Annotated in this window: 29 protein-coding genes and 1 tRNA gene; 11 read left to right on the top strand and 19 right to left on the bottom strand. The window is 54.3% G+C overall.

Translation table 11 applies throughout. The features are described 5' to 3' along the window. Positions 1-17 precede the first annotated feature (17 nt). The gene (locus HZ995_RS02445; protein ID WP_209357095.1) at positions 18-1217 is read right to left on the bottom strand and encodes a UbiH/UbiF family hydroxylase; all 1200 of its coding nucleotides are present in this window, start codon (positions 1215-1217) and stop codon (positions 18-20) included. 116 nt (positions 1218-1333) lie between these two features. Next, the gene (locus HZ995_RS02440) at positions 1334-1978 is read right to left on the bottom strand and encodes a pyrimidine 5'-nucleotidase (protein WP_209357094.1); all 645 of its coding nucleotides are present in this window, start codon (positions 1976-1978) and stop codon (positions 1334-1336) included. A 96-nt stretch (positions 1979-2074) separates the two neighbouring features. Here HZ995_RS02440 and HZ995_RS02435 point away from each other — a divergent pair, with 96 nt between their 5' ends. Continuing rightward, positions 2075-2713 (top strand): GntR family transcriptional regulator, encoded by a 639-nt coding sequence (locus tag HZ995_RS02435; protein ID WP_209357093.1) that lies wholly within the window; start codon positions 2075-2077, stop codon positions 2711-2713. Here HZ995_RS02435 and HZ995_RS02430 read toward each other — a convergent pair. Together HZ995_RS02430 and carA are read right to left on the bottom strand one after the other, a co-directional pair. Further along, the gene (locus HZ995_RS02430) at positions 2696-4594 is read right to left on the bottom strand and encodes a glycosyltransferase family 2 protein (protein ID WP_209357092.1); all 1899 of its coding nucleotides are present in this window, start codon (positions 4592-4594) and stop codon (positions 2696-2698) included. The two genes, HZ995_RS02435 and HZ995_RS02430, sit on opposite strands and share 18 nt — an antisense overlap. An 83-nt stretch (positions 4595-4677) precedes the next feature. Further along, positions 4678-5838 (bottom strand): glutamine-hydrolyzing carbamoyl-phosphate synthase small subunit, encoded by a 1161-nt coding sequence (carA, locus tag HZ995_RS02425; protein ID WP_209357091.1) that lies wholly within the window; start codon positions 5836-5838, stop codon positions 4678-4680. 188 nt (positions 5839-6026) lie between these two features. Between carA and HZ995_RS02420 the strand changes: the two genes are divergently transcribed. Next, positions 6027-6485: a GatB/YqeY domain-containing protein gene (locus tag HZ995_RS02420; RefSeq protein WP_209357090.1), complete on the top strand. Its 459-nt coding sequence runs from the start codon at positions 6027-6029 to the stop codon at positions 6483-6485. A 105-nt stretch (positions 6486-6590) separates the two neighbouring features. Next, positions 6591-6665, top strand: a tRNA-Gln gene (locus HZ995_RS02415). Positions 6666-7052: 387 nt separating this feature from the next. Here HZ995_RS02415 and HZ995_RS02410 read toward each other — a convergent pair. Continuing rightward, positions 7053-7460 carry a hypothetical protein gene (locus HZ995_RS02410; RefSeq protein WP_209357089.1) on the bottom strand — a complete coding sequence of 136 codons (408 nt, stop codon included), beginning with the start codon at positions 7458-7460 and terminating at the stop codon, positions 7053-7055. On the opposite strand from HZ995_RS02410, the gene HZ995_RS02405 reads away from it, so the two are divergent. Further along, positions 7454-8905 (top strand): hypothetical protein, encoded by a 1452-nt coding sequence (locus HZ995_RS02405; RefSeq protein ID WP_209357088.1) that lies wholly within the window; start codon positions 7454-7456, stop codon positions 8903-8905. The genes HZ995_RS02410 and HZ995_RS02405 overlap by 7 nt on opposite strands. A 700-nt stretch (positions 8906-9605) precedes the next feature. On the opposite strand, the gene HZ995_RS02400 is transcribed toward HZ995_RS02405, so the two are convergent. The 4 genes from HZ995_RS02400 to HZ995_RS02385 form a co-directional block, all read right to left on the bottom strand. Next, complete coding sequence (locus HZ995_RS02400) at positions 9606-9794, bottom strand: DUF1289 domain-containing protein (protein ID WP_209357087.1); 189 nt, start codon at positions 9792-9794, stop codon at positions 9606-9608. 77 nt (positions 9795-9871) lie between these two features. Beyond that, positions 9872-10486, bottom strand: a complete 615-nt coding sequence (locus HZ995_RS02395) for a transmembrane anchor protein (protein WP_209357086.1) — start codon at positions 10484-10486, stop codon at positions 9872-9874. A gap of 15 nt (positions 10487-10501) precedes the next feature. Then, positions 10502-11197, bottom strand: a complete 696-nt coding sequence (locus HZ995_RS02390; RefSeq protein ID WP_245168791.1) for a HupE/UreJ family protein — start codon at positions 11195-11197, stop codon at positions 10502-10504. Positions 11198-11285: 88 nt separating this feature from the next. After that, complete coding sequence (locus HZ995_RS02385) at positions 11286-11660, bottom strand: hypothetical protein (protein ID WP_245168729.1); 375 nt, start codon at positions 11658-11660, stop codon at positions 11286-11288. 56 nt (positions 11661-11716) lie between these two features. Here HZ995_RS02385 and HZ995_RS02380 point away from each other — a divergent pair, with 56 nt between their 5' ends. Next, on the top strand, positions 11717-11977 hold the full coding sequence (locus HZ995_RS02380) for a metal-sensing transcriptional repressor (RefSeq protein ID WP_209357084.1): 261 nt from the start codon (positions 11717-11719) through the stop codon (positions 11975-11977). A gap of 8 nt (positions 11978-11985) precedes the next feature. Beyond that, positions 11986-13305, top strand: a complete 1320-nt coding sequence (locus HZ995_RS02375) for an MFS transporter (RefSeq protein WP_209357083.1) — start codon at positions 11986-11988, stop codon at positions 13303-13305. A 72-nt stretch (positions 13306-13377) separates the two neighbouring features. Here the strand turns inward: HZ995_RS02375 and HZ995_RS02370 are convergent, their stop codons facing one another. The 5 genes from HZ995_RS02370 to HZ995_RS02350 form a co-directional block, all read right to left on the bottom strand. Continuing rightward, complete coding sequence (locus HZ995_RS02370; RefSeq protein WP_209357041.1) at positions 13378-13551, bottom strand: hypothetical protein; 174 nt, start codon at positions 13549-13551, stop codon at positions 13378-13380. After that, the gene (locus HZ995_RS02365; RefSeq protein ID WP_209357082.1) at positions 13548-14186 is read right to left on the bottom strand and encodes a tyrosine-type recombinase/integrase; all 639 of its coding nucleotides are present in this window, start codon (positions 14184-14186) and stop codon (positions 13548-13550) included. The genes HZ995_RS02370 and HZ995_RS02365 overlap by 4 nt, the downstream gene beginning before the upstream one ends. After that, complete coding sequence (locus tag HZ995_RS02360; RefSeq protein ID WP_209357081.1) at positions 14183-14806, bottom strand: DUF6538 domain-containing protein; 624 nt, start codon at positions 14804-14806, stop codon at positions 14183-14185. Before HZ995_RS02360 ends, HZ995_RS02365 begins: the two co-directional genes overlap by 4 nt. 3 nt (positions 14807-14809) lie before the next feature. Next, positions 14810-15013 (bottom strand): hypothetical protein, encoded by a 204-nt coding sequence (locus HZ995_RS02355; RefSeq protein ID WP_209357039.1) that lies wholly within the window; start codon positions 15011-15013, stop codon positions 14810-14812. A gap of 389 nt (positions 15014-15402) precedes the next feature. After that, positions 15403-15792 carry a MerR family transcriptional regulator gene (locus HZ995_RS02350; protein ID WP_209357080.1) on the bottom strand — a complete coding sequence of 130 codons (390 nt, stop codon included), beginning with the start codon at positions 15790-15792 and terminating at the stop codon, positions 15403-15405. Positions 15793-16066: 274 nt separating this feature from the next. Between HZ995_RS02350 and merF the strand changes: the two genes are divergently transcribed. Both merF and HZ995_RS16060 read left to right on the top strand, forming a co-directional pair. Further along, positions 16067-16435, top strand: coding sequence for a mercury resistance system transport protein MerF (gene merF, locus HZ995_RS16175; protein ID WP_339403474.1), 369 nt, complete (start codon positions 16067-16069; stop codon positions 16433-16435). Next, positions 16411-16635, top strand: coding sequence for a GDCCVxC domain-containing (seleno)protein (locus tag HZ995_RS16060; RefSeq protein ID WP_245168727.1), 225 nt, complete (start codon positions 16411-16413; stop codon positions 16633-16635). The genes merF and HZ995_RS16060 overlap by 25 nt, the downstream gene beginning before the upstream one ends. Positions 16636-17338: 703 nt before the next feature. On the opposite strand, the gene HZ995_RS02340 is transcribed toward HZ995_RS16060, so the two are convergent. From HZ995_RS02340 to HZ995_RS02325, 4 genes are all read right to left on the bottom strand, one after another. Then, positions 17339-19045, bottom strand: a complete 1707-nt coding sequence (locus HZ995_RS02340) for a recombinase family protein (RefSeq protein ID WP_245168726.1) — start codon at positions 19043-19045, stop codon at positions 17339-17341. After that, complete coding sequence (locus HZ995_RS02335) at positions 18967-19377, bottom strand: DUF2924 domain-containing protein (RefSeq protein ID WP_209358131.1); 411 nt, start codon at positions 19375-19377, stop codon at positions 18967-18969. Before HZ995_RS02335 ends, HZ995_RS02340 begins: the two co-directional genes overlap by 79 nt. A gap of 7 nt (positions 19378-19384) precedes the next feature. Continuing rightward, complete coding sequence (locus HZ995_RS02330) at positions 19385-19639, bottom strand: DUF3489 domain-containing protein (RefSeq protein WP_209357079.1); 255 nt, start codon at positions 19637-19639, stop codon at positions 19385-19387. Between the two features lie 304 nt (positions 19640-19943). Beyond that, the gene (locus tag HZ995_RS02325) at positions 19944-20477 is read right to left on the bottom strand and encodes a hypothetical protein (protein WP_209357078.1); all 534 of its coding nucleotides are present in this window, start codon (positions 20475-20477) and stop codon (positions 19944-19946) included. Positions 20478-20552: 75 nt separating this feature from the next. Here HZ995_RS02325 and HZ995_RS02320 point away from each other — a divergent pair, with 75 nt between their 5' ends. Together HZ995_RS02320 and HZ995_RS02315 are read left to right on the top strand one after the other, a co-directional pair. Then, entirely contained in the window at positions 20553-21143 is a 591-nt protein-coding gene (locus tag HZ995_RS02320) for a Crp/Fnr family transcriptional regulator (protein WP_209357077.1), read from the top strand. Positions 21144-21433: 290 nt separating this feature from the next. After that, positions 21434-22261, top strand: a complete 828-nt coding sequence (locus HZ995_RS02315; protein WP_209357076.1) for a class D beta-lactamase — start codon at positions 21434-21436, stop codon at positions 22259-22261. Positions 22262-22309: 48 nt separating this feature from the next. Here the strand turns inward: HZ995_RS02315 and HZ995_RS02310 are convergent, their stop codons facing one another. After that, positions 22310-22741 (bottom strand): hypothetical protein, encoded by a 432-nt coding sequence (locus HZ995_RS02310; protein ID WP_209357075.1) that lies wholly within the window; start codon positions 22739-22741, stop codon positions 22310-22312. Positions 22742-22930: 189 nt separating this feature from the next. Here HZ995_RS02310 and HZ995_RS16170 point away from each other — a divergent pair, with 189 nt between their 5' ends. Further along, on the top strand, positions 22931-23536 hold the full coding sequence (locus tag HZ995_RS16170; protein WP_348521220.1) for a L,D-transpeptidase: 606 nt from the start codon (positions 22931-22933) through the stop codon (positions 23534-23536). The last annotated feature ends 159 nt before the right edge of the window (positions 23537-23695 follow it).

Genomic DNA, 23695 nt, shown 5'->3' with positions numbered 1-23695 from the left:
TTGCCACGCAAACCGTCTTACCGCACACCAAGACCCATTTGCATGAGTGTTTTGCGCACCGGGGCCAGCCCGTAAAGCGCATTAAGCCCCATAGCACGCGCGTCGCGTAAAAGCGGAGCTTCAACCATCGAGGCGCGGTTCAGCATATCGATGCCGCGCACCCGAAGACTGATGTCGCCATGGCGTTTCTGATGATAGGCGTCCAGCATGTCGCGGCTTCCGAGTGAATCCGGCGAGGTCTGTGCCAGATCCAACAGAGCGCCAAGGTCAGCCAAGGACATATTGAGCCCCTGCGCCCCGATCGGCGGCACGACGTGTGCAGCCTCTGCGATCAGAGCGATGCGTTCACCAGACATACGTGCAGCAACTTGGCTGATGATCGGCCAAATAGTGCGTTGCGAGGCCAGCTTGAGAGGTCCGTAGAGACCCGCGCTGCGCGTTGTCATCGCCTCTTCAAATTCTTGATCGTTCAGAGCAAAGAGGGCCTGCGCCTTGGCGCTGCGCTCCATCCATACCAGCGCAGAGCAGGGCAGGCCTTCGCGGTCTGGAAGCGGTACCAGCGTGAAGGGACCACCTGTTCGGTGGATCTCGGTTGAGACGTTTTCATGGGGAATAGGGTGGGTCACCGCGAGGGCCAGGGCTTTCTGGCCATAGCGCGTGGTGCGCACTGGAATACCGGCCGCCTCGCGCATCGGAGAGCCTCGCCCATCGGCGGCGATCACGAGTTTGCAGGTGCTGACGCCGTCATCGCTGAGGGTGACGCGGGCTTCGGCGGCTCGTGTGAACAGTGCTTTGGTGCCTGTGCCCAGACGCAGATCCACATTAGGCAGGGTTTGAAGATGCGCCACAATTTCGCGGCGCAAGAGCCAATTGGGCAGGTTCCAGCCAAACGGCTTCTCCGAAATTTCGGATGCATTGAATTCTTTGACGATCCGCGCTTTGGGCGTTTCTCCCCCCGCGTCCACAATCCGCATGACCTGAAGCGCTGCGGCGTGGTTCTCGAGCCGCGACCAGAGCCCGGCGCGCTCGAGCAATGCCTGTGCAGGCTGCAGGAATGCCGTGGTGCGCATATCCGCGCCTTTGGTCTCGCGGTCCGTGATTGGAGGCGCGGGATCAAGGCATTGCACGGTGAAACCCGCTTGCGCCAAAGCGGCTGCTGCGGTCAGGCCAGCGATGCCCCCGCCCGAAATCACGATATCGAAATGCTGCGCGCTCATGGGCACTCCTCTTTGCCTGATATCTAGGCTTGTTGCGCGGGGCGGGAAAGAGGCAACTTGCCGCTGCGCGTGCAGCCCATGTTGGATTTGAGTATTTCGGGCAAGATGAATGCTGGTCAGAGAAGCTGGCTTAGGAACGCACCAAGGTCGTTTGTGTGGTGCTGGAGGTGTCGTTCGTCTTTGGCGTCTGGTGCGACGTAAACGGTTTTTAGACCCATTTCGTGTGGAACCTTCAGGTTGCGGTGATCGTCTTCGAACATGGCGGCTTTCGTTGGGTCCAGCCCGTCTTTGGAGAATACAGTTTCAAAGGCGATGCGTTCCGGTTTCGGAAAGTATCCAGCGTGTTCAATGCCATAGATCTTTTCAAAAGGGGCGCTGAGCCCGCGAGCTGCGAGAACGTTGCGCGCATAGGGGGCTGAGCCATTGGTGTAGACGATCTTGCGCCCCGGTAAACTTGTGATCATGTCGGCCAGTTGCGGATCGGGATCGAGCACGGAGAAATCGATATCGTGGACTTCGTGCAGATAGGGATCAGGATCAATATCGTGAACACGCATGAGGCCAGCAAGCGTGGTGCCGTAGTCGCGCCAATAGGTGGCGCGAAGGCGGTCGGCTTCGGCTTGGTCTACGCCGACTTCGCGCATGACATAGCGGGTCATGCGGTCTTCGATCTGATCAAAAAGCCTCATTTCGGGCGGATAAAGCGTGTGGTCCAGATCAAAGACCCAGGTGGTCACATGAGAGAAAGCGTGTTTTGGCATGTGCGAGACCCTAGGAGGCTTGGGCGCGGTGTCAATCTGTCCCTTGCAAGTTAATCAAGGGGATGCATAGTCTGTCGCATTCTGAGGAGAGACACCATGAGCCAAAACCGCGGGCAAACCCGGGACGCCTATTCGCTGATTTTGGAGGCGATTGATCATGGCGAATATAAGCCAGGGGATCGTTTGGTTGAAAGCGATCTGGCAGAGCGCTTTGGGGTGTCGCGCACGCCAATCCGCGAGGCCTTGCAGCGGTTGGAAACACAATCGTTGCTGGCGCGCGATGGGCGGAGCTTGATTGTCGCATCCCTAGATCACAACCAACTTTCGGAGCTTTATCTGGTGCGTACCGAACTCGAAGGTCTTGCGGCACGGCTGGCTGCGCGCCATGCGGCGGTCGAAGAGGTTAAAGTGCTGCGCGACATGGTCGAAGAAGACAAAGCAATTGTCGACGATCCCACGGCTCTGTCCCGCGCGAACCGGCGGTTTCACAAAATGATCCATCTGGCGTCCCACAACCGGTATCTGGTGCAGCAATTGGATCTGGTTCACCGCACGATGGCCTTGATGGCGACCACGTCTTTGGCGGTGGAAGGGCGGGGCGTTGTGGCGTTGCAAGAGCATGCGGCTATAGTTGAGGCTATCGCCAACCGCGACGAGGATGGCGCCTATCGGGCGCTCAAAAGTCATATTTCCGAGGCTTTTGAAACACGCATCAAACTAAGTGCTGACAGCTGAATACCCCGCAGTCTGGCCTTCGGCGGTTTGCCCGTGGGTGGTTTTGTCCCAGAAAAATGGCCGAAAGATCAGCTCAAATAGAGCCTTATAGGCCGCAATCGTCGCCATTGGGAAATAGATCACAAAGCAGATGACCCAAGGGATCAGGCCTCGCCTGTTTTGACCCCGCATCGAGAGGCCTGCGATCGTGAAATCAATGAGGGTTGCGGCCCCAAGGGTCACCATTGAGGCCCCTAAAAGATGCGGCGACAAATCTGCGAGACCCAGCGGTTCTGACAGACCAAAGGCCAAAAGCCAGAAACACCACAGAACTGGCGCAAGCAGGAACTGCATAAGGGCCGCGAGAAGGATGACATTGAGCCCGATGAACCGTCCGAGCCCAAGAGATTGCAGCAGACGGCCCGGACGTTTCATATGCACCAAATAGGTGATCATATAGCCCTTAAGCCAACGCGACCTTTGTCGAACCCAGGACCGAAAGCGGCAGGTAGCTTCTTCTTGGGTGACAGTGAGGGACAGTTCGGTGCGATACCCAAATCGCGCCAGACGGATGCCGAGGTCCGCGTCTTCGGTGACGTTATGCGCGTCCCACCGGCCAATACGTTCCAGGACATCTCGGCGCATGAAAAGCGTTGTACCACCGAGTGGGATCGGCACACCAATGCGGGCCATGCCGCGCAGTATAATGCGGAACCACATTGAATACTCGAGCGTAAAGCAGCGTGAGATCCAGTTGGTTTCGGGATTATAATAGTCCAGAATCCCCTGCACACAGGCCACATCCGGTGCGGCATTGGCAAAATGCGCGGCGATAGTTTCAAGCTGGCGCGGGTCCGGCGCATCTTCGGCGTCCCAGATACCTATGATGTCGCCTCGGCAGAAATCCAGGGCATAGTTCATGGCGCGGGGTTTGGTGGTAAGCCTGCTACCCTGAGGCACTTTCACAACGCGCATCCACTGCGGCAAAGTCGTGCGTGCAAGCGTGTCCTGTGTAAGCAGGTCTTTTTCTTCGAGCACCAGCACGACATCCAAAAGTGCCCGCGGATAGGTGAGCGCGCGGAGCCTGTGGATCAGGGCGTCCGCGATCTCGGTTTCTTTGAAAAGCGGCACCAGAACAGAGATTCTAGGCAGACGACCTGAGCGCTTTTGTGCCTTTTTCTCAAGCGCGGGAGTGGCCTGTCTGCTGGCGGCCAAGGCCACGCATTTCATCGCAATACCAATCAAGAGAAAACCCATGGTCAACAGAACCAACAAGCTGATACTGAACTCTGGGGCAATGTAGAACAAAGCAGTCATCGCCAAGCAAAGCGTCGCGACACAGGCCAAACGAAGCCAGAGTGTCTGCGCCCAGCCTCGGCAGCTTAGCGCTTTTGCCAAACGCGTCTCACAGGCCCGCGTCAGAGAGGCTCCGTGCATCTGGGCCACCACATTCTGGATGTCTCGCTCCTTGGCCAAAACCATTTTGGGCAGACGGATATTGGCGGGCAAATGGGGGCGAAGGCGCTCAAACTTTTCAGGCCGACTTGTGGCCAGGATCAGCTGCCCCGGCGTCTCAATCCATGGCACGACTGCGTGTTTCAGGCACATCTCGGGTCGTAGAAATTGTTTGAGACGCTGGTCAGGTGGTGCTTGTCCAAGGTCGATCACCTCGGTCTGAAGCTCTGCCGCCAAGGCCACAAGAGCCTGGGTTTCTGTGATCCACCCATTGGAGATCAGAACGTCCGTTAAGCTGGTGTCCCAGACCTTGAGGCGTTGTTTCGCGTAGAAGAACTGTAGAGAGCTTATGTGCCCCGCCTCGAGCAATCGCCGACCAGCGCCAAGATGCGGATCGTTATGCGCGCGTTGCGCCAGGTCTGAGAGGGCTGCGTTTTGATAGCCCATAAAACTTCGCCTCCAGAGTGCTGTCGCTAGTCTGGAGGCGAAAAATTACCGAATGCTTAAAGTTTTACGAGAATTCGCGCGGGTCAGGCCGCTTTTGCCTCGTCCATATAGGCTGCGAAACGCTCAAACAGATAAAAGCTGTCCTGCGGGCCCGGGCTGGCCTCTGGGTGGTGCTGCACGGAATAGACCGGCTTGTCTTTGATGCGGATGCCGCAGTTAGAGCCGTCAAAGAGCGATGTATGCGTTTCCATGACGTGATCAGGCAGGGTGGCGCTGTCGACCGCGAAACCGTGGTTCATCGAGGTGATCTCGACCTTGCCGGTTTCGTGATCCTTGACCGGATGGTTCGCGCCATGGTGGCCGTGGTTCATTTTGATGGTCTGACCGCCAAGCGCCAGGGCCAGCATCTGGTGGCCCAAGCAAATGCCAAAGACCGGCAGGTCTGCTTTCAGGATTTCTTGGATCATGGGCACGGCATATTCGCCAGTCGCTGCTGGGTCGCCGGGACCATTGGACAGGAAAACACCGTCTGGGCTGTGCGCGAGGATTTCTTCGGCGGTCGCGGTTGCGGGCAGAACGGTCACATCGCAGCCCGCTGACGCCAGAGACCGCAGAATATTGCGTTTTGCACCAAAATCGATCGCGACGACCTTGTGGCGTGCGTTTTCCTGACGCGTGTAGCCCTCAGGCCAAGCCCACCGCATTTCGTCCCATTTGTAGCTCTGCGCGCAGGTCACCTCTTTGGCCAAATCCAGTCCTTCTAGCCCCACGAATTCGCGCGCCTTTGCGACCAGAGCGTCGGTGTCAAACTTGCCCTCAGGATCATGCGCAATCGCCACATGCGGCGCACCCGCTTGACGGATCGCGCGGGTCAGGCGGCGGGTGTCGACGCCTCCGATGGCGATGCGGCCGCGAGACGCGAGCCAGTCCGACAGATGTCCGGTGGAACGCCAGTTGGATGGCTCGGTTGGGTCCCATTTTACAACCATGCCCGCCGCGACCGGATCAGCGGTCTCGTCATCCTCTGGGGTGACGCCCGTGTTGCCGATGTGTGGGAAGGTGAACGTCACGATCTGGCCCGCATAGGATGGGTCGGTCATGATCTCTTGGTAGCCGGTCATTGCTGTGTTGAAACAGAGTTCCGCGACCGTTTCGCCGGTTGCGCCAAATCCGCGTCCGTAAAACAGGGTTCCATCGGCCATAGCAAGGCAGGCAGTCGGTGCTGAAGTGGACGCAAGGGTCATGGGCGAGTCTCCGGGCTGACAAATTGTCGGGAAACTAAGGTTGAACCCACCGGGCGTCAAGGTCTGGGGTGAAAGTAGAAAGTGTTGAAATACAATAACTTAGCTTTTTTCTTCACAAGTTGCACAGACCTTTGCTTTCTTCTATGGTTCAAGCTTCGTATCTGAGACGCATCAAAAGGTGGGCAAACATGCGTGACACGATCAATGAGGCTTTGAAGCAAGCCATGCGCGACAAGGCCAAAGAGCGCTTGTCGACCCTGCGACTGATCAATGCAGCGATTAAAGACATGGACATCTCTTTGCGTGGCGAAGGCCGCGAGGAGGGGGCCAGCGACGATGATATCCTGAAAATCCTCGCCAAGATGGTGAAACAGCGCCAGGAAAGCGCGCGCACCTATGAAGAGGGCGGTCGTCTGGATCTGGCAGAGCGTGAATTCGAAGAAATCAAAGTGATCGAAGAATTCCTGCCGCGTCAGCTGGAGGAAACCGAAGTCGTTTCCGCCATCGACACAGCGATCTCGGCCGTCGGCGCGAGCTCGATCCGCGACATGGGCAAGATCATGGGCGCGTTGAAATCCAAATACACTGGCCAGATCGATTTCGCCAAAGCGGGACCGATGGTGAAAGAGCGTCTGAACCAGCTTTGAGCAGACTGAATTTCGAGCCGTAGAAAAAAATCTCTGTCGGCTCCAAATTTTCACGATTCAGGTCTTGCGCCTAGGCAGATCACATCGTATTCAGCCGCTCACCGTTGGGGTGTAGCCAAGTGGTAAGGCAACTGTTTTTGGTACAGTGTACCGTAGGTTCGAATCCTACCACCCCAGCCATCTTCCTTTCTTGAGTGTTTGCTAGGTGCAGTCAGGCCGTAGTGGCCCAGAATGCCCCCGAAAATGCCCCTAGGCGGGTGCTCTCTCCAGAACACCCAGCGCGCCTCACTCTCGGGACCTAGGAAGCTACCCACTTAGGGAAGGGTGCATACTGCAGGGAAATAGGTACCAGTAATGGGAGATACCTAATAGATACCTTCCTTCCAGCTATCCCTATTTAGGAAGATCTCATACCTATCATGGTATCCTTGGGTCCTCTCTCGCTGTCCAGGAAGGACCTCATCGTAAAGGGGATCGGGGAAGACCTCACCTCTTTCGATGGTCGTGGGGAAAGGGGTGCCTGTGAGGTACGTCGTGGTGTCGTCCATGAAGCCTAGGAGGCGGTGCTTAATCCTTGAATTTGTAAATGATTGCGTGAGAACCGTTTTTTATGGGTGTATTATCTTCTGTGAATCCAACGAACTCTATGGGAAACAGGTCGTTTTCCGGGTCACTCACACACTCTGCTATTTTTTCGCCCAGTTCTCGCGCCCTGTTGGCACAGTAGCGTCTGTCTTCATAATACTTTGCGAAAATTGATGTAATGTCACGGAAGTTGAAGCTAGCTTTACCTCTGCGTGCCTCGATCCTCTCCCAGGCGACATCCAGATCGTGTTTCTTAAATTCTGGCAAGATTTTCCTCCAAGTGGAAGTTAGCGGCGCTTCTTTGATTTGAATATACAATATTTTCTTGGTCAATACCGATGCAAAGATTACTAAATTTAAGGAGTTGGAGAATTCCAGGAACGATGACATTGGCCCTCAACCCCAAACACTCGCGACCGCTGGACGTGCATAGATGGTCGGAGCATCCCCGAGTTCGCGAAGTTACAGAAAAGATTTGGGAGTTGGGGGCCTTTCAGCCCTATCGCAATCCGGCAGGCAGAGGTCCGAAGCCCAAGCGCCGATTTAAAGACCAACTCCACGTTCTCGTACTGGATCTGTATGTTGCTTGGAAAACAGACCCAACCCTCTCTATCGGCGTGAGAATGCGAAGGGGTGGCTGGAAGACCAACTCTCGATACAATGCCCTCCACCTTTCCAACGTCATCCCTGAGCTCGTTCATGCTCTGGAACAAGAAGGCCTCATCGTCCTTTCGAAGGGAAGTTACTCAGGTCCCAACTCACGTGGAAACCGGACCTCTCGCATCATCTCAGCACGCCCGCTGCAGGAGATGTTCGAAGGGGTCCAAGTACCTGTGCAGTATCTGGAAGCCCCGGCTGAGCAAGAGCTTGTCGTCCTTAGAGACGCTGAGGGCAAGGACATCGAGTACGAAGACACACCTGAGATCGTCAGGACGCGTGATCATCTGCGTAGTTACAACGAGCTTCTCTGGTCTACTTTCATTGACTGTCCCGGTCTCGAAGACCCAAGAGTGGAGATCGACATCACCGATGGACCGCTGGCAGGAACGACGAAGCTACTGCCTGTCGGAGGAAGGGACTTCTGTGTTCGACGCGTGTTCTCTCGCAGTAGCTGGCGACTGAACGGACGCCTCTACGGTGGGTGGTGGCAACAACTGCCGAAAGCGTATCGAAGACAGATCCACATAGACGACAGCCCAACCGTCGAAGTGGACTTTCGCGGACTGCACGTTGCTATCCTCTCGAAGGAGAAAGGGGTTCTGCTCGAAGGTGATCCCTACGACGTCGGAGCATTGGCTTTCCCTGAGGAGTGCGAGGATCAACGTTCTCTGCTGAAGTTGCTTGTCCTAACAGCAATCAATGCGAGCAATGAGAACGCTGCTTTCAGCTCGTTCCGGTCCACTCATCCTACTGGACACCCAGCCAAGAAGCTGACCAACGACCAACTACGTTACGCTCTCGGCCTGTTCGTTCGAAAGCACCCACAACTCGAGGACTGCCTCTGCAGTGATCAGGGGATCCGACTGATGTTCGAGGATAGCGAGATTGCGTTCAACCTCGTCTGCCACCTGTATCAGGACGGGATTGTCGTTCTCCCCATCCACGACAGCTTCATCGTCCAGTCCCAACACCTCGACCGCCTCCTAGGCTTCATGGACGACACCACAACGTACCTCACAGGCACCCCTTTCCCCACGACTATCGAAAGAGGTGAGATCTTTCCCGATCCTCTTTACGACGAGGTCCTTCCAGGACAGCGAGAGAGGACCCAGGGATACCATGATAGGTATGAGACCTTCCTAAATAGGGATAGCTGGAAGGAAGGTATCTATTAGGTATCTCCCATTACTGGTACCTATTTCCCTGCAGTATGCACCCTTCCCTAAGTGGGTAGCTTCCTAGGTCCCGAGAGTGAGGCGCGCTGGGTGTTCTGGAGAGAGCACCCGCCTAGGGGCATTTTCGGGGGCATTCCGGGCCACTACGGCCAGACCGGACCTAGCAAACACTCAAGAAAGGAAGATGGCTGGGGTGGTAGGATACCTTGCTTCTCGATACCGTTCTTCGGCTTTCCTCCAGCACCTAGCAAACTGGGGCACTTTCGGGGGCATTTCCTAGGGAGCTAGCGACAGGGGCGCAGCGACATCCCAGCCATACCTTAGGAAGCCTCTCTGGCCCTCTCTGTGGGCCTTCTCGTAGGGCTCTCCTGGCCTACTCTTGGAGGCGCTGTCTGTAGCTCCCTCCGTACGTGGGTGAGTGCTCTCTCCTAATAGGTACCAGTAATGGGAGATAGGAGAGGAAGAAGGAAGAAGGAGTAGTGGGGGGGTAGTGAAACAGCCGAAGGAACTAAGCTACTTCTGGAGAAAATGCGTGCAAAGTTTGGGCGATTGAGAACGAAAAGCGCTATCTGCAAGAGCGTGGTGAAGGAAGTGAAACTGAATGATATTCTTTTGCTTGCAGCAGATGATCACGAACCTTGAGTTTTTTGCCAGGCCAAGACGCGGGTTGCGGCAGAAATCTCTGTCACCAAACTCACTACTACTCAGTGTTTTTCGCGGCTACTTTCGCAATCCTTCGAGGTAGTTCTTTTTCAATGAGTTTCGCTTCGTAAGGCTTCATTTTTTTCCATCTTGCGCACTCCGTTCGTGTTCTGCCGCACCCAAGACACCAGCCACTTTGGCCAGAAAAGTCACAAACATCGATACACGGGCTCTTACGTTTTTTCATTTGTGCACACGATTGCCAAAGGAACTGAAAAACAGCTAAGCAGACGCGCCCAGTATTCCAGGCGCGCCTTGTTCTCTCTATTTTTCTTCACTTAATATTGCGCTGTAGTCGCCACGTAAAAGTAGAGTTACAGTCACCGCCTCTTCGTCTCGGTTGCGCCAGAACCAGCCGTGATTACCGGCGAATGGTGTCTCGAAGCTACCTGTTCCTTCTGTCTGGCCACGGCCCTTTTCGTATGTGACAGCATCGCTACCCGCATGGGCATGCAAATCGAAATTCACCCGCCCGCCGGTCGAGCTCCACTCATAGAAGAGGGTTGCACCTTCCTCCATAATGGCCTTGGTCTCGGTGTATTCGCCGGGCTCCAAGGTGAACGTGATCGAATCTTGCCAGGCCTCCTGCGCGTAGGCGCTGGAGACGAAAAGCCCTAAGATGTCGTCGAGCAGCGAAGGCTCGAGTTCGCTGTGCGTTTCCGCATCGGCTGCAGCTTCTGCCTTCAGTTGCTGTTTGATCTCGCCCATTTCGGTGAGGCCCAGAAGGGAGCCGACACCCGTCGGATCCTGACCCAGTTCAGCGGGCATATAGACGGCCACGCCGATAAAGACCGCGCCGATACCGGCAATGATGGACGACCTGCGAAGCTGCCTCTTGCTGGGAAGATCTTCGAGTTTGGGTTGTGGTGCATTGTACATGGGTGATCTCCACGATTAGGCTTGTTGCGGAAAGGTGATATAACCGGCGATCTGAATATAGGTCAGCCAGGCCCCGAGCGCGACCATGATCCAGTTGGCATAAGCGGCTTGTTTCAGGAAGTTCGGGTTGCGCCTCCAGTATCCCATCACGATTAGAATGACGAAGAGCGCCAGAAGCTGGCCGACCTCGACGCCCACGTTGAACGACAGAAGGTTGGCAAGCAGCCCGTCCGGGGCAATTTCGTATTCAAGGATTTTCGATGCAAGACCCGTGCCGTGGAACAGCCCGAAGATCAGCGTCGCTGCCTTGGTGTTGGGCTGAAAACCCAGCCACTTCTGGAACATGCCAAGGTTGTCGAGCGCCTTGTAGATCACCGACAAGCCAATGATGGCGTCGATGATATAGGCATTGATGCCCCAGCCGAACCAGACGCCAAGAAGCATCGTGACCGAATGCCCGATGGCGAACAGGCTGACGTAAATCGCCACGTCCTTCATGTGGTAGAGGAAGAACACGACGCCCAGCAGGAACAGGATATGGTCATACCCGGTGATCATGTGCTTTGCGCCGAGGTAAATGAACGGGATGATATGCACCCCCCAGATTTCCTGGATATAGCCCGCGTCACCGGGGGTGACGTCATGGGCGAGGGCAGCGCTGGTAGAAAACAGCAGGGTTGTGAGAATGAACAGGGCAAGACGCGTTGACATGCGACTGAGGCCCCGAGTGAGGGTCTTCATGGAGTTACTCCGCTTTGAATTGAATGTGATCGAGTGCTTCGTGGCAAAGCCACGCCGATCATGCGCGCGGAGGTCGGTCTATTCGGAACTGACGAGACGGCCCGCTGAACGCAGACAGACTCAACCATATTTCACTGATTGCTGCGGTCGGATCCGTACGTGGTCCTTTTGAGAGAAATGCCTGATTGTGATCATGGTCTGCCACATCGTGACTGTGGCCGTGCATGGCCCAGTAGAGGTCCTCTTCAAACCCGTGCGAATGGCCATGATCCTCGATCATTTCCAGATGGTCCTGGATTGTCTCATACACTTCAGGTGTGTGCGTTGTAGTCGGCAACACGGACCAGACGGTCAGCGACAGGCACAGGAGCGTCGCAAACGCCGTCCGTCCATATGCCACAATTGCTTTCATTAAATCTGCCCGCTCAGCCACGCGGCCTCTCCTGAGACCGTCTTGCTCTATCCCCCTAGGGGGGATATCATTGTTCTATGACAAAACCCCATGTCCATGCAAGCCATCCTGCTCTGATTGCCCGGCTGAAACGCGCTGACGGTCATTTGCGGTCGGTGATCGCGATGATCGAAGACGGCAAACCCTGTCTCGATATCGCTCAGCAGCTGCAAGCGGTTGAAAAGGCTGTCGTCAATGCCAAGCGGGCCCTGATCCACGACCATATGGATCACTGCCTGGACGAAGACCAATCCTCTGCGGACCGCGATGAGCTGAAGGTCATCGCCCGCTACCTTTGAGATCCTCGATGCTGGAAATCCTCGCCGACCGCACCTACCGTCACTTATTCCTCGCACAGGTCGTGGCTCTGCTGGGCACCGGGCTCGCGACGGTGGCACTCGGGCTGCTGGCCTACGACCTCGCGGGCGACGGAGCGGCAATGGTGCTGGGCACGGTCTTCACCATCAAGATGGTGGCCTATGTCGGAATCGCGCCAATCGCGGGGGCCTTCGCCGATCGGGTGAACCGCCGGGCGCTGCTTGTTGGTCTCGATTTGGTACGCGTGTGCGCTGCGCTTTGTTTGCCCTTCGTCACTGAGGTCTGGCAGGTCTACGTGCTAATCTTCCTGCTGCAATCGGCCTCGGCAGGATTCACGCCGACCTTCCAGGCGACTATCCCGGACGTGCTGCCGGAAGAAGGCCGCTACACCCGCGCGCTGTCACTCTCGCGCCTGGCTTACGACTTCGAAAACATCGTCAGTCCGACACTGGCTGCGCTGCTGCTGGCGGTGATGAGCTACAATTCACTTTTTCTAGGCACGGTTGTCGGATTTGCAGCCTCGGCACTGCTGGTGGTTTCGGTGATGCTGCCAAGCCCGAAGTCATCCGAGCCTCGTGGCATCTACGACCGCACGACACGCGGCATCCGTATCTATTTGGCTACACCTAGGCTGCGCGGGCTGCTTGCTCTGAATCTCGCTGCTGCAGCAGTTGGAGCCATGGTACTGGTGAATTCTGTGGTGCTGGTTCGAGGTTCGCTCGAGCTTTCCGAGAGCGCCTTGGCCTGGACAATGTTCGCCTTCGGTACCGGATCGATTATTTCAGCATTCTCGCTCCCTCGCCTTCTTGACCGCTTCTCCGATAGGGCAGTTATGATCGGTGGGGCAACGGTGATGGTTTTAACTCTCCTTTGTCTCGCATTGGAGGTTTCGCTTTTCGGACTAACTTGGGTGGCCTTGTTGGTTGCATGGGCTTCAGCAGGTATTGGTTACTCAGCGGTACTCACGCCATCTGGGCGCTTGCTCAAGAGATCCGCGCACTCTACTGATCGACCCGCAATTTTCGCAGCACAATTCGCTCTGAGCCATGCATGTTGGCTACTGACTTATCCACTATCAGGCTGGCTAGTTACTCAACATGGCAGCGTTGTCGCATTGGTGGGTCTCGCGATTATTGCGATCTGCGGCATAACTGTTGCTCTATTAGTTTGGCCATCAGGAGATCCATCGGTTTTCCAACATACGCACAAAAATCTGCCAATCGACCATCCACACCTTAAAGGACAACGCACACATAGCCATGCTCTGATCATCGATGAGAAGCATCCACGTTGGGACACTCACTTTTAATCTGGTAGCCACGTTATCGACAAAAAAACAGAGAAGGTCCCCGCCCGAGCTTTCGCCCGGACGGAGATGTGATCACGGTGGTAGCCTCTCGTTGAGCACATACTCTGCCAGCCAAGCCCAGTAGTCCTGCCGTGTTGGAAAGCCCTGTCCCTGAGCCGCGACATCCTCAGCGCGCTTTCTGGTAAGCCCGCCATCGTACTCAGCAATGGCAGCGCGTTCCTCGAAGGCTTCGATATCAGGGATCATGGTGCAGCGACCCTGTCCACTAAGTCGCGCTTCTGCTGATCCGAGATGCCTGCTGAGTAGAGCGAGTAGGTGATCCCGTTCTCAGAACGAGCCGCTGAGTGTCCTACAATACTGGCAGTGAAGTGCTCTGGAGCTCCAGTTCTTTCGCACTGAGTTATGAACCACTTGCGGGCGCTGTGGAACACCAGACCAGGTCTCTCGATCTTCAGCCTTTTCCGAAGTAAAGCAAAGCGCTTGGTGATGTCGTTCACCGTGAGGTCCGGAAAGAGCGGTCCTTGTGTATTTTTCAACAATGCCAGTAGCTCAGGATGCACCGGAACCCACCGTTCTGCCGCCTCGGTCTTTAGAAGACGCAGGTGGTTGGGACGAAGATGGAAGAAGAGCCCTGCTGGGCCCTTGTCCACGATGTCCTCCGCTAGGAGCCCTGCTGCTTCACCCGCTCGCATCCCAGAGAAGAGACAGAGCTTCATCACATCAGCAATGATATGCTCTCTCGCACCAAGGAGCTTCTTCACCTCGTCATCCGTTGGCACAGCATAGGGCTGAGGACGGATCTTGGCTTCGAAGCGAACATGCGCAAAGGGATTGGCCTCCAGTAAGTCCTCATAGACACACCACGTGAGCCACTGGTTCACCTGTGCCCAGATACGTCTCTGGGTGCGCCCGTGATGTGATCTCTTCGACCCATCGACCACGTGACTGCTGCATCGAGCGAGAGGCCCCGCGTTGTCTGGGACTTCCCGATGTTGGCACTGAGCTTCGAGATGAGGGACAGGAACTCCTTCCCGTCCTCCTTCATCAGTTCCGAGAGCTTCTTCTCTCCGTGGTTGGAGGCAAAGAGCTCCACGGAGTAACGAACACTCTTAAAGCCACCGGGCCGGAGTTCGCGGATACGTCGGTGCAAATAACGGCGAGAGGCACTCTCCACAGTCGTGTCCTTTGCGATCTTCTTCACGAAGCCGGCTTGCTCAGAGTGCTGCAGACTGTCACGTAGACGAGCGAGAGCCTCTTCCGAGTGGCGGGACCATCCAGAGGAGGAAGGCAGCAAGAGAGCGCCAGAGAGGGCCTCCTCGACAGTCTTCTCGTACTGGGTGTTGACCTCTGCCGCCCTTTTCCGAGCAAGCTTGAGGTCTCCGGTCTTCAGGGATTGTTTGAGGGCCTTCTGGCCCAGGAGGGCAGCAACATCCTTTGGGTAGTTGCGGCGATAGAGCCAAGTCTGACCTTTCAGATAGGCATAGCGGATCTGTGCTGACATCTGTCAGGTTCCTTTCGGTTTAAAAATGCGGGAAGTGATCTTTCGCAAGATCATGTCGAAGTCTGGCTCGCCGTACTCACCTTCGAGCGGGCCAGTTAAAGAGTAGCCACCAACGCAATCGTCATAGACCTCATCCACGAGGAAGAGGTGTTCTGGGATGTCGTCGAAGGCCCTGATGACCACATGGTCTCCGGGATGGAGGTCCATGTCATGATCTCGCCAGCAAGAGGTCCGGGAGGACGAAGCCGAGTGCCAGAGACATCGGTAGCGGGAGAGGCACTGGCTGCATCCACGAAGGCATCACGGCCAGCAGGACAATGCAGTAGGACAGGCCGTTGGGTATTATCGGCCTCACGTCCCACTTCCATCGTAGGAAAAGAAAAAGGGCCAGCCGCAAGCTGACCCCCAACACGCACCACAGCGTGAAAGAGCTGAACATCTGAATATCTCCTCTAAGAGTTCTCTTTATTCAGATGCTTGAAGTTGCTCGGTTTTTTACAGAGCGGGTGAAAGCTCGGGAAGGGGATCTTCTCGGTTTTTTTGTTGATGTCTGCTTTGCGGACGAAGCCTTCTGTGCTAACGATTTTAGCTTTCCGTCAACTTGCTCTTAGTGCGTCCAGCATTGGACAGTCATTATTGCCATTAGCACAGTTTGAAACCAGTTCAGACAAAGCTTTCTCAAGTTGCCGTAGCTCCCTCAATTTCGACCGAACCTCCGTAAGGTGTGCTCGCCCAAGCCTCTCTACGGTCTCGCACGAGTTGTTCGGCGCATCGGCCAAATCGCGGAGCGCAACTGCGTCTGGCAATGAGAAGCCCAAATCGCGACAACGTTTTATGAACCGAAGCTCGAATATTTCAGTGTCTGAATAGGCTCGTCGTCCGGACGCGGAACGCTCGGCTCTCGCTATGATACCCTCGCGCTCGTAGTAGCGGATGGTCTCAATCGAAACGCCGCTAAGGCGGGATGCTTCGCCAATCGCAATCATGTGATCAGACTCCACTTGCTTCTGTAGTTACTACAGGATGCATATTCTCTGGCATGATGTCTAACACCGAAACACATAAAAATGATGCCAACGGGCCGAACCGATTGTTGATCGGTGGCGCCGGCCTGCTTGCTTTGCTTAGCGCATCGTGCTGCGTATTGCCTATTGGTCTATCAATTATTGGATTAGGAGGCTCTTGGCTTTTATTGCTGGGCCCCTTTGTCGCTTATCGCATCGAAATTATCGTGGTCGTAGGCCTTGTCATCACCTGGGGATGGATACGGCTATGGAAGCGTTGGTCATGTGTAAGCCGCATCCGTTCAACAGTCGCAATTCTCTGCTTTGCGACAATTACTTTCCTTCTAACAGCGAGCTCTCCTTTGTGGGAGGAAGACGCGGCACGCACCATGTTTGCTTTGTTCAGGCGTCACGGATGAATAGCTGGCTGCTTCCCATAAGTCTTGGCGGCACAGGATTGGCAGCTGTCTGTTGCCTAACACCTTTCTTGCCGTGGTTATTCTCTCTGCTAGGGATCAGTGGAATGCTTGATTACGTGTATCGTGACGGCGTGTTGCTACCTTTTCTCGCAGGTTTTCTCATTCTTACAGGATACGCGCTATGGCGACCCAAACGAACGAAGTAGTTCTTCAATCTGTTCTCACCTGTCCCGAATGCGGGCATGTGGCCGAAGAAATGATGCCAACAGATTCGTGTCAGTGGTTCTACGAGTGCACGTCCTGCAACACAGTGCTGAAACCACTCGACGGGGATTGCTGTGTTTATTGCTCCTACGCCACCGTTCCATGCCCGCCGATACAGGAAGGTAAGTCCTGCTGTTCATAGCTGTCATTCGCCTCACGGCAGAAATGTGCAGTTGTGGACTCATTGCTCACAACCGCTACCATTCGCCATACCCCCCCATCTCGCATTACGGGTACTTATTTATAGCGCAGCCCCAACAGAGCAGGCGACTGTCCCAGAACGCCATTGACTGCTTGCTCTTTTCCTCCCCACTTCTTCTTTCTTCTCCCCTATCTCCCATTACTGGTACCTATTAGGAGAGGGCGGATACCCACGTACGAAGGGAGCCACAGATAGCGCCTCTGTGAGAGGCCTTCGGAGAGCCCCCCAGAGAGAGCCCTAGCGGCCACAGAGAGGGCCAGAGAGGCCTCCTAGGGCAGTGCAGATACCCGGTGAGGCAGCTCTCCTACCTGAGCCAGAGAGGCCTCCTAAGGTATGGCTGGGATGTCGCTGCGCCCCTGTCGCTAGCTCCCTAGGAAATGCCCCCGAAAGTGCCCCAGTTTGCTAGGTGCTGGAGGAAAGCCGAAGAACGGTATCGAGAAGCAAGGTATCCTACCACCCCAGCCAAACACTTCCTTATTTTGATACGCTGTATAGTTGCCGCGCGAATGTCTCGTGATTTCGGGCGATTGTCAGACAGGGTTTTCTGCAGAGACGCGGGCCGGAGCATGAAAAGGGCATATTTCAGGCCCAAGTCTCTGTATGCGACTCCTGCGGTGCGAGTTTGCAGATTTCGGGTGTGTTTTCAGAGGCTCGCGACTTGATCGCGCTGTTCTGACCAGACCGCAGAGAAGCGAGTCTTGATCAGATAGTCTGTGGTGAGGCCATCAGGTTGTTCACCGGTGGAGATGCGGTCAAGAACGTCAGGCGCCAGCAGCGCCAGATTGGTCACATCCTGAACACGGCGCTTAGAGACACCTTCGGAATTGGCAATCTCTGAGAAGGTTTTGCCCGCAATTATCATTGCCAACCAGCTACGCCCCTTCACTATGTTCTGCACCAGCGTTTTGTCGATCGCTGCCGGCGCGTCGCCCAGATGCAGTTTCAGCTCAACGCCACGCCTGCGCATCTGGAAGGGAGCTTCGATGGTCAGCTCAACCAGATTGATCTGCTCCGGTTTGCTACCAAGACGTTCAGCAAGCATTGACTCGTCCAGCCGTACCGTCAGGGAACCCGGTCGCAAATCAACGCGCTCAATTAAAGCCAGCCGTTCCTTTCCTCCAAACTGAACCTGAAGCTTTTCCGTTACGACTGATAGTTCGGCTGCCGTCAAATCCGCAGTCAGCATTGCTGCGGCACCGGGTCTGGTCAGATGTTGCTTAATAAGCTCAGCCAGCAAGCTCTCCACCTGATCTGCGGGCAGCCGCCAGGCGTCCGGATGTTTCCGGCTGCGTTCTTTGACTAACCTTCGAGAGATGTAATAGCGAAGTCTCTTTCCGTTCTTTCGGCTGTGGCTGGGTGTCAGACGATCGCCGGTTTCATCAAAGAGCTTACCTGCCAGAAAGGATCTGATTGCCTTTTGTCTGGAGCCGCGAGCCACCGCTGCCCTACTCTGCATCATATCCTGAACTTTGTCCCAAATCGCCGGATCAATGATGGCTGGGTGCTGTCCCTCATAGACCAGTTTCTTGTGCCGGATGCGGCCGGCATAGATCGGGTTGCTCAAAATATGCTGGAGTTGACCGCGGTCGAAATGCGTTCCACCCGACATTTGACCGCCTGCTCGTTGCCGGCTCCGGGACTTGAGATCGAGTTCCTCCGCCCGTTCTTTTACATCCCGCAGGGTGCCAAGTTTCAGATAGAGGCCAAATAGCGTCCTGATCGTTTCAGCTTCAGTCTCATCTATCTTCAACGTTCGGCCATCCGGCTGATAGCCCATTGGCACACTACCACCCATCCACATACCCTTCTTCTTGGACGCGGCGATTTTGTCCCGGATACGTTCTGCCGTGACCTCGCGTTCGAACTGAGCAAAGCTGAGCAGCATGTTCAATGTCAGGCGCCCCATGCTGGTGGCGGTGTTAAAGCTCTGGGTGACCGATACGAAGGAAGTTTCTGCCGCGTCTAGCCGGTCAACCAGCTTGGCAAAGTCGGCCAGCGAACGTGTCAGTCTGTCGATCTTGTAGACCACAATCTGTTCGATGCGTTTCTCGTCCACAGCCTGCATTAGGCGCTGAAGCGCCGGACGCTCCAGATGGCCGCCCGATATGCCGCCATCGTCATAGCGATTTGGCAGCAGTTCCCAGCCCTCGTGTTTCTGGCTTAAGATATAGGCCTCACAGGCCTCACGCTGGGCATCCAGCGAGTTAAAGTCCTGCTCCAGACCATCTTCCGAACTCTTGCGGGTATATATTGCACAGCGGATCCGTCGCATCATTGAACTCCAAAGAAGCGTGGCCCGGACCAGCGAGTGCCCGTGATGTATCGCGCAATGGCGGATAAAGAACGCCATGTTCTGCCATCCATGACATAGCCGCCGTTGATCACCTCAACCAGATAGGTGCGCCCGTTCCATTCTCGAACCAGGTGCGAACCCGGCTTAGCCTGTGTAGATGGCGTCGTGCCTGACGCGATTTGTTTCAATCGGCGACTAGTCGTCACCGATAAGCCTCCCAGCTCCCTGTTTTGCAGTTCCCAGATCAGCACCCGCTTCATGAATTGAAGGGATAGATGTTTTGGCGGTGATCGCTCGAATATCTCCCTCCAGCGTTCAATGCAGCCTAGTCGATCCAGTCGCTCAATGTCATTGACCGCTCGTTCGAGCTGGAAAGTGCATGCACTCATCATTGCCTTACACCAGCGCAACGATGTGATAGACAGCACCTCTTTTGGCGTCGGTGCGTTCTACTGAAACTCCCGCCTTGCGCAGTGTCGATATCGCGGCCCGAGCCGTATGCGGCTGCCAGCCAAAAGCCTCCTGCATCTGCTTAGTCGTAGCGCCAGCCTTGCGGCTCAGCAGATTGATCAGCTGTTCCTGCCGCTCGGGCCCCGACTTTACGGCCTTAGCTTTCGCGACTTTGCTTTCTTGTGCGGATTCCGTCATCATCTCTCTCCACTCATTTGCGAAGGCCAATCCTCCGCCAGTACTGAGTGGAGCCCGGCGATCCCGGGCGATGTGTCGTGACGACAGTACCGCTCTCATTGGTCAGGAAGTCCAGTGATAATTAACAAGAAAGGCGTGAGGCCGACATTCGCTGCAGGTTGCGCCAACGTCTGAGATGCGGAACAAAGCCGCCGTCCAGGTGTGCCTCACCAAAGTCTGGTCCTTAGCCATAAGCGGATATGCAAGAAATATACGTCGGACAGGAATCGAATTCTTTCTGTTCCAATTGGACAAGGTTTTGAGCTGCCTAATGGTGATGATGTGGATCATTCCCTGATGCAATTTCTAAGTGATGTGCTTGATGATGGGCTCCAATGGTCATGATGCCAAAGAAACCAAGGCCTAGGACGCGAGCTCGATCCTCGTCTGATTTGACTGCAATTCGCATGATAGCACCATCTTTTGATGGCTCTGCGGTTACCAACCAGCCGGATGAGGCTTGCAACATTGGCGCATGGGCTAAAGTCATGCGCTGAACGGCCTGTGCGACGTCCCCAGCTCCGAAAACAGTGAACTCAGCTGAATTGCCATCAACCCGAATGTCTACAGATGCCTCAGTCGTGACGAGTTCCATGTCACGCAGATGATCTCGGAGCGCCTGAATGTTCACCTTTTCCCAGTCTGTCTTAGGATCCTTTGAAAGGATTTGAACGATTTCAGAAATCGCTGCGAATGCCGACTGGCCTGCCTCAACAGGATGGTTTGGCATGCCATGGACATGTTGAGCAAAGACAGGGTTAGCAAACAGAGTCACGATGATAGGGATGGAATATTTGATCATGAGGTATCCGCTCTTGCAGTGTAATCAGCGCAGTTGATACAAGCTTTCCACCAAATCGCTTATGATCGAAATCATATGTTACCTACGCCGTTCAACTCTTTAGATGAGCAAGAGCTCTCAGTTTCACACCTTTCAAAGGGCGATTATGTGTTTAGGCAAGGCGATCCAACAAAGGGATTGTTCTTCGTCATTTCCGGTGAAGTCTGTTTGATGCGTGTAACAGAGGCAGGAAACCATGTGACCATCTACAATGCTCGTGCAAATGATACCTTTGCCGAAGCGTCAATCTACTCTGAGACGTACCACTGCGATGCGGTTTGCCTGTCATCTTCGGAGATCGTTCAGATTTCAAAGAAAGCCGTTCGAGTTAGACAGCGGAAAGATGCTGCGTTCTCTGAGGCCCTTACAAAACGAATGGCATTGCAAGTACAGAGCTACCGCCAACTCCTGACGTTTAATGCGGTAAAGTCTGCGAGTGATCGGGTTTATCTGGCAGTCACATCGGGAATGCTAAGTGGCCCAGTTACCCAATTTGCCAGTCAAATCGGACTAACGAAAGAGGCTTGCTATCGCGCCCTGAGAGATTTGACCGGAAACGGTATGCTGATCAAAACGGGTCGAGGCAGATACATCCCTTCGCGTCGGAACGATGATCGTAAAAATTAGGAAATCAGCCGAGAATTCCTGGCCAATTTTTCAAGCCAGCAGCGTTGTTTATTGGAATGTCTTGCCGAACTTCACAGTTTCGGCGTTCCGGACTCGACAACTGGTTTAGTGACGCTTTACGGCAAGACAAGCATCTAAGGCTCCGCTAAGAGCTCTCTTTATTCAGATGCTTGGTTTTGCTCGGTTCTTTTTTAGAACGCCTAACTTTTCAGACATTCAAATTTACTTCAATCACCCGTGCTTAGACTAACGGTGAAGACACGACCAAGAGATTGGGATACGACAATAGAATGAAAGTTGTGCTGCTTGCGAAAACACTTGGTTTATTGCTGCCTATTGCATTGATCTCGCTTGCCCTTGCCACCAGAGCGTCTACCGAACCAGAGGATGTAGGGCACGTTGTAGAAGATGCAGGCGGTCAGATTGAAAACGTGGCAGTCATCGTTCAACGCCAATCAGATGGACAGGTGTGGTCGAGCAACCTTGAACGTGCTCATCAGCGCTTCTCGCCTGCCTCCACGTCGAAGATCCCACACACGTTGATCGCGCTGGAACAAGGATATGCGAAGCCAGAGACGAACTTTTCTTGGGACGGAGTGCCCAGGAGTGTCAGAGCTTGGAACCAAGACCACTCTTTAGCAACGGCGTTCAAGGACTCTGTGGTGTGGGTTTACCAAGAAATTGCTCGAACTGCCGGTCGCAGCGCGTTGGCCGAAGCGCTAGAAGATTTCAGGTACGGAAACAGCAGTGTAGGGTCAATAAATCAGCTCACAACTTATTGGCTCGACAATACACTTCAAATCTCTGCCGTCGAACAAGTGGGGTTCCTATCGAGACTTGCTCAAGAAAAGCTTGAGCTTTCGGGCGACACATACACGGCGATAAAAGGTATGATGGTAAGTGAGGCCAGAGAGAATTGGGTTTTGCGATCCAAAACAGGGTGGTGGCATAGCAAAAGCGCAATGGACATTGGATGGTTCGTCGGATGGTTAGAATGCTCTGGCGAGACATACGTATTCGCTCTGAACATGGACATGCCAGATACCAGGTTTCTCTTAATGAGAAAAACCATCGTCTATGCAATCTTGGAGCACATTGACGCTTTCAACTGTGATTGAGTGGCGAAAGTTCGGTAAGCTAGTGCAACATCCTAGACTAGCGACACCTTAAGCTATGGCTTCTTGTGAACGCAAAGGTTCGGTCACGTTTGCCTTGTTGGTCAACCATGCCAAGGCATCATTGCGACTGTTAAAACACTTCGAGTTGCTCTCTTCTCTCAAACCGCACCTGTCAGCGAACATAGATGCAAACCTGATTTTAAGCGTCGTCTCAAAGTTTTCAGCTACAAATGCTATCCGCTCGTTCCGTTGAAAAGGGAGTAAAGAACCTCGTCGAATAATGAGCTGTCGGATTTCTGACACTTCAAAGTACTTCAGGTCAGAAAGCAAAAAGTTAAACAGTACTTTGGGACGGGATACGGCAACATCCGAGCTTTTCGCTTTTGAGATTAGTTCGGTAACATCATTTGGAGTAAATGGATCTAGCGCTGTTAGTTCAACGATGCCGGTTGTTGGTGAGTAGTTGCTTAGGATTGGCATTTTTTCTGCTCGAGTCTCTTATGGCTGCTCTAAGCCTCAAGCCTCAAGCCTCAAGCCTTAGGCCGTCCACTAGGTGGAGGGTAAATACCCAAATTTCAACAGTTACATTTTGCGACAAAACTAGCTGTAGTTGCACGGGTTGGAATGGAGCTAATCTTAGCACGGTTTGAGACTTAAAGGTATGTGGTTATGGAATTCAGAAGAAACCAGCGACATTGGCAAATGAGCTCTCTTAGTAGACGATCTGTTTTCGGGGTCTTGCTTGCAGTCGCTGCTGCACCGCAATTTGCATTTGCACACAAGAATCAATTTCCCGACCGTTTTCTTCCTCAGTTGGTCAACTCGGGTCGACGGGATTGGGAGGCTGGTTCAGTTCACGTGGTACCAGATGATTACTTCCTCTACTTTATGTTAAATGACGGTTTGGCAATCCGCTACGGTGTCGGGGTCGGGCGCAAAGGGTTGTACAAATCGGGGACGTTTACGGTCGCACGGAAAGCAAAATGGCCTTGGTGGAGGCCCACAAATGCCATGATACGAAGAGAGCCACACAAGTACGCGCGATACAAAAATGGCCTGAAAGGCGGACCAAATAATCCGTTGGGTGCGAGGGCGATCTACCTATACGATGAGGCCGGTCGCGACACGTATCTACGTATTCATGGTACTAATGAGCCTCGAACCATTGGCTCCGCTGTCTCCAATGGTTGCGCGAGACTTACGAATGAACACGTGAAAGACCTTTACGAAAGGGTAGAAATTAGTGCCAAAGTTCACCTCCACCCTAAGGGCTAGGCGCACCAGCTAACCCTTGAACGACCGACAGATTGTATTGAACTGCAGCTGCTCCAAGCTATTGCAGTAAAGCTTCAGATGGAGAATGGTGCATCAGAGAAATTGGTTCAAATTGGCAGGCTCAATTGAATTCGTTGGTCAATGCACATCAAAGAGGAA

The organism is Cognatishimia activa, assembly GCF_017798205.1.
GTDB classification, from domain to species: domain Bacteria; phylum Pseudomonadota; class Alphaproteobacteria; order Rhodobacterales; family Rhodobacteraceae; genus Cognatishimia; species Cognatishimia activa_A.
Note: the sequence above shows the minus strand (reverse complement) of the source record. Positions and strands in the feature narration are given on the sequence as shown.

Bases quoted from the DNA above. Each gene is read 5' to 3' on its own strand.
- HZ995_RS02405 (WP_209357088.1), top strand. From the start codon at position 7,454: ATGACATTGGCCCTCAACCCCAAACACTCGCGACCGCTGGACGTGCAT.
- HZ995_RS02380 (WP_209357084.1), top strand. From the start codon at position 11,717: ATGACAAAACCCCATGTCCATGCAAGCCATCCTGCTCTGATTGCCCGG.
- HZ995_RS02400 (WP_209357087.1), bottom strand. From the start codon at position 9,794: ATGAAAAAACGTAAGAGCCCGTGTATCGATGTTTGTGACTTTTCTGGC.
- HZ995_RS02335 (WP_209358131.1), bottom strand. From the start codon at position 19,377: ATGAGTGCATGCACTTTCCAGCTCGAACGAGCGGTCAATGACATTGAG.
- merF (WP_339403474.1), top strand. From the start codon at position 16,067: ATGGATACGGCTATGGAAGCGTTGGTCATGTGTAAGCCGCATCCGTTC.
- HZ995_RS02320 (WP_209357077.1), top strand. From the start codon at position 20,553: ATGTTACCTACGCCGTTCAACTCTTTAGATGAGCAAGAGCTCTCAGTT.
- HZ995_RS02445 (WP_209357095.1), bottom strand. From the start codon at position 1,217: ATGAGCGCGCAGCATTTCGATATCGTGATTTCGGGCGGGGGCATCGCT.
- HZ995_RS02370 (WP_209357041.1), bottom strand. From the start codon at position 13,551: ATGATCCCTGATATCGAAGCCTTCGAGGAACGCGCTGCCATTGCTGAG.
- HZ995_RS02350 (WP_209357080.1), bottom strand. From the start codon at position 15,792: ATGATTGCGATTGGCGAAGCATCCCGCCTTAGCGGCGTTTCGATTGAG.
- HZ995_RS02340 (WP_245168726.1), bottom strand. From the start codon at position 19,045: ATGGCGTTCTTTATCCGCCATTGCGCGATACATCACGGGCACTCGCTG.
- HZ995_RS16060 (WP_245168727.1), top strand. From the start codon at position 16,411: ATGGCGACCCAAACGAACGAAGTAGTTCTTCAATCTGTTCTCACCTGT.
- HZ995_RS02310 (WP_209357075.1), bottom strand. From the start codon at position 22,741: ATGCCAATCCTAAGCAACTACTCACCAACAACCGGCATCGTTGAACTA.
- HZ995_RS02390 (WP_245168791.1), bottom strand. From the start codon at position 11,197: ATGTCAACGCGTCTTGCCCTGTTCATTCTCACAACCCTGCTGTTTTCT.
- HZ995_RS02435 (WP_209357093.1), top strand. From the start codon at position 2,075: ATGAGCCAAAACCGCGGGCAAACCCGGGACGCCTATTCGCTGATTTTG.
- HZ995_RS02440 (WP_209357094.1), bottom strand. From the start codon at position 1,978: ATGCCAAAACACGCTTTCTCTCATGTGACCACCTGGGTCTTTGATCTG.
- HZ995_RS02325 (WP_209357078.1), bottom strand. From the start codon at position 20,477: ATGATCAAATATTCCATCCCTATCATCGTGACTCTGTTTGCTAACCCT.
- HZ995_RS02375 (WP_209357083.1), top strand. From the start codon at position 11,986: ATGCTGGAAATCCTCGCCGACCGCACCTACCGTCACTTATTCCTCGCA.
- HZ995_RS02410 (WP_209357089.1), bottom strand. From the start codon at position 7,460: ATGTCATCGTTCCTGGAATTCTCCAACTCCTTAAATTTAGTAATCTTT.
- HZ995_RS02315 (WP_209357076.1), top strand. From the start codon at position 21,434: ATGAAAGTTGTGCTGCTTGCGAAAACACTTGGTTTATTGCTGCCTATT.
- HZ995_RS02360 (WP_209357081.1), bottom strand. From the start codon at position 14,806: ATGTCAGCACAGATCCGCTATGCCTATCTGAAAGGTCAGACTTGGCTC.
- HZ995_RS02330 (WP_209357079.1), bottom strand. From the start codon at position 19,639: ATGATGACGGAATCCGCACAAGAAAGCAAAGTCGCGAAAGCTAAGGCC.
- HZ995_RS02430 (WP_209357092.1), bottom strand. From the start codon at position 4,594: ATGGGCTATCAAAACGCAGCCCTCTCAGACCTGGCGCAACGCGCGCAT.
- HZ995_RS02355 (WP_209357039.1), bottom strand. From the start codon at position 15,013: ATGGACCTCCATCCCGGAGACCATGTGGTCATCAGGGCCTTCGACGAC.
- HZ995_RS02420 (WP_209357090.1), top strand. From the start codon at position 6,027: ATGCGTGACACGATCAATGAGGCTTTGAAGCAAGCCATGCGCGACAAG.
- HZ995_RS16170 (WP_348521220.1), top strand. From the start codon at position 22,931: ATGGAATTCAGAAGAAACCAGCGACATTGGCAAATGAGCTCTCTTAGT.
- HZ995_RS02395 (WP_209357086.1), bottom strand. From the start codon at position 10,486: ATGTACAATGCACCACAACCCAAACTCGAAGATCTTCCCAGCAAGAGG.
- carA (WP_209357091.1), bottom strand. From the start codon at position 5,838: ATGACCCTTGCGTCCACTTCAGCACCGACTGCCTGCCTTGCTATGGCC.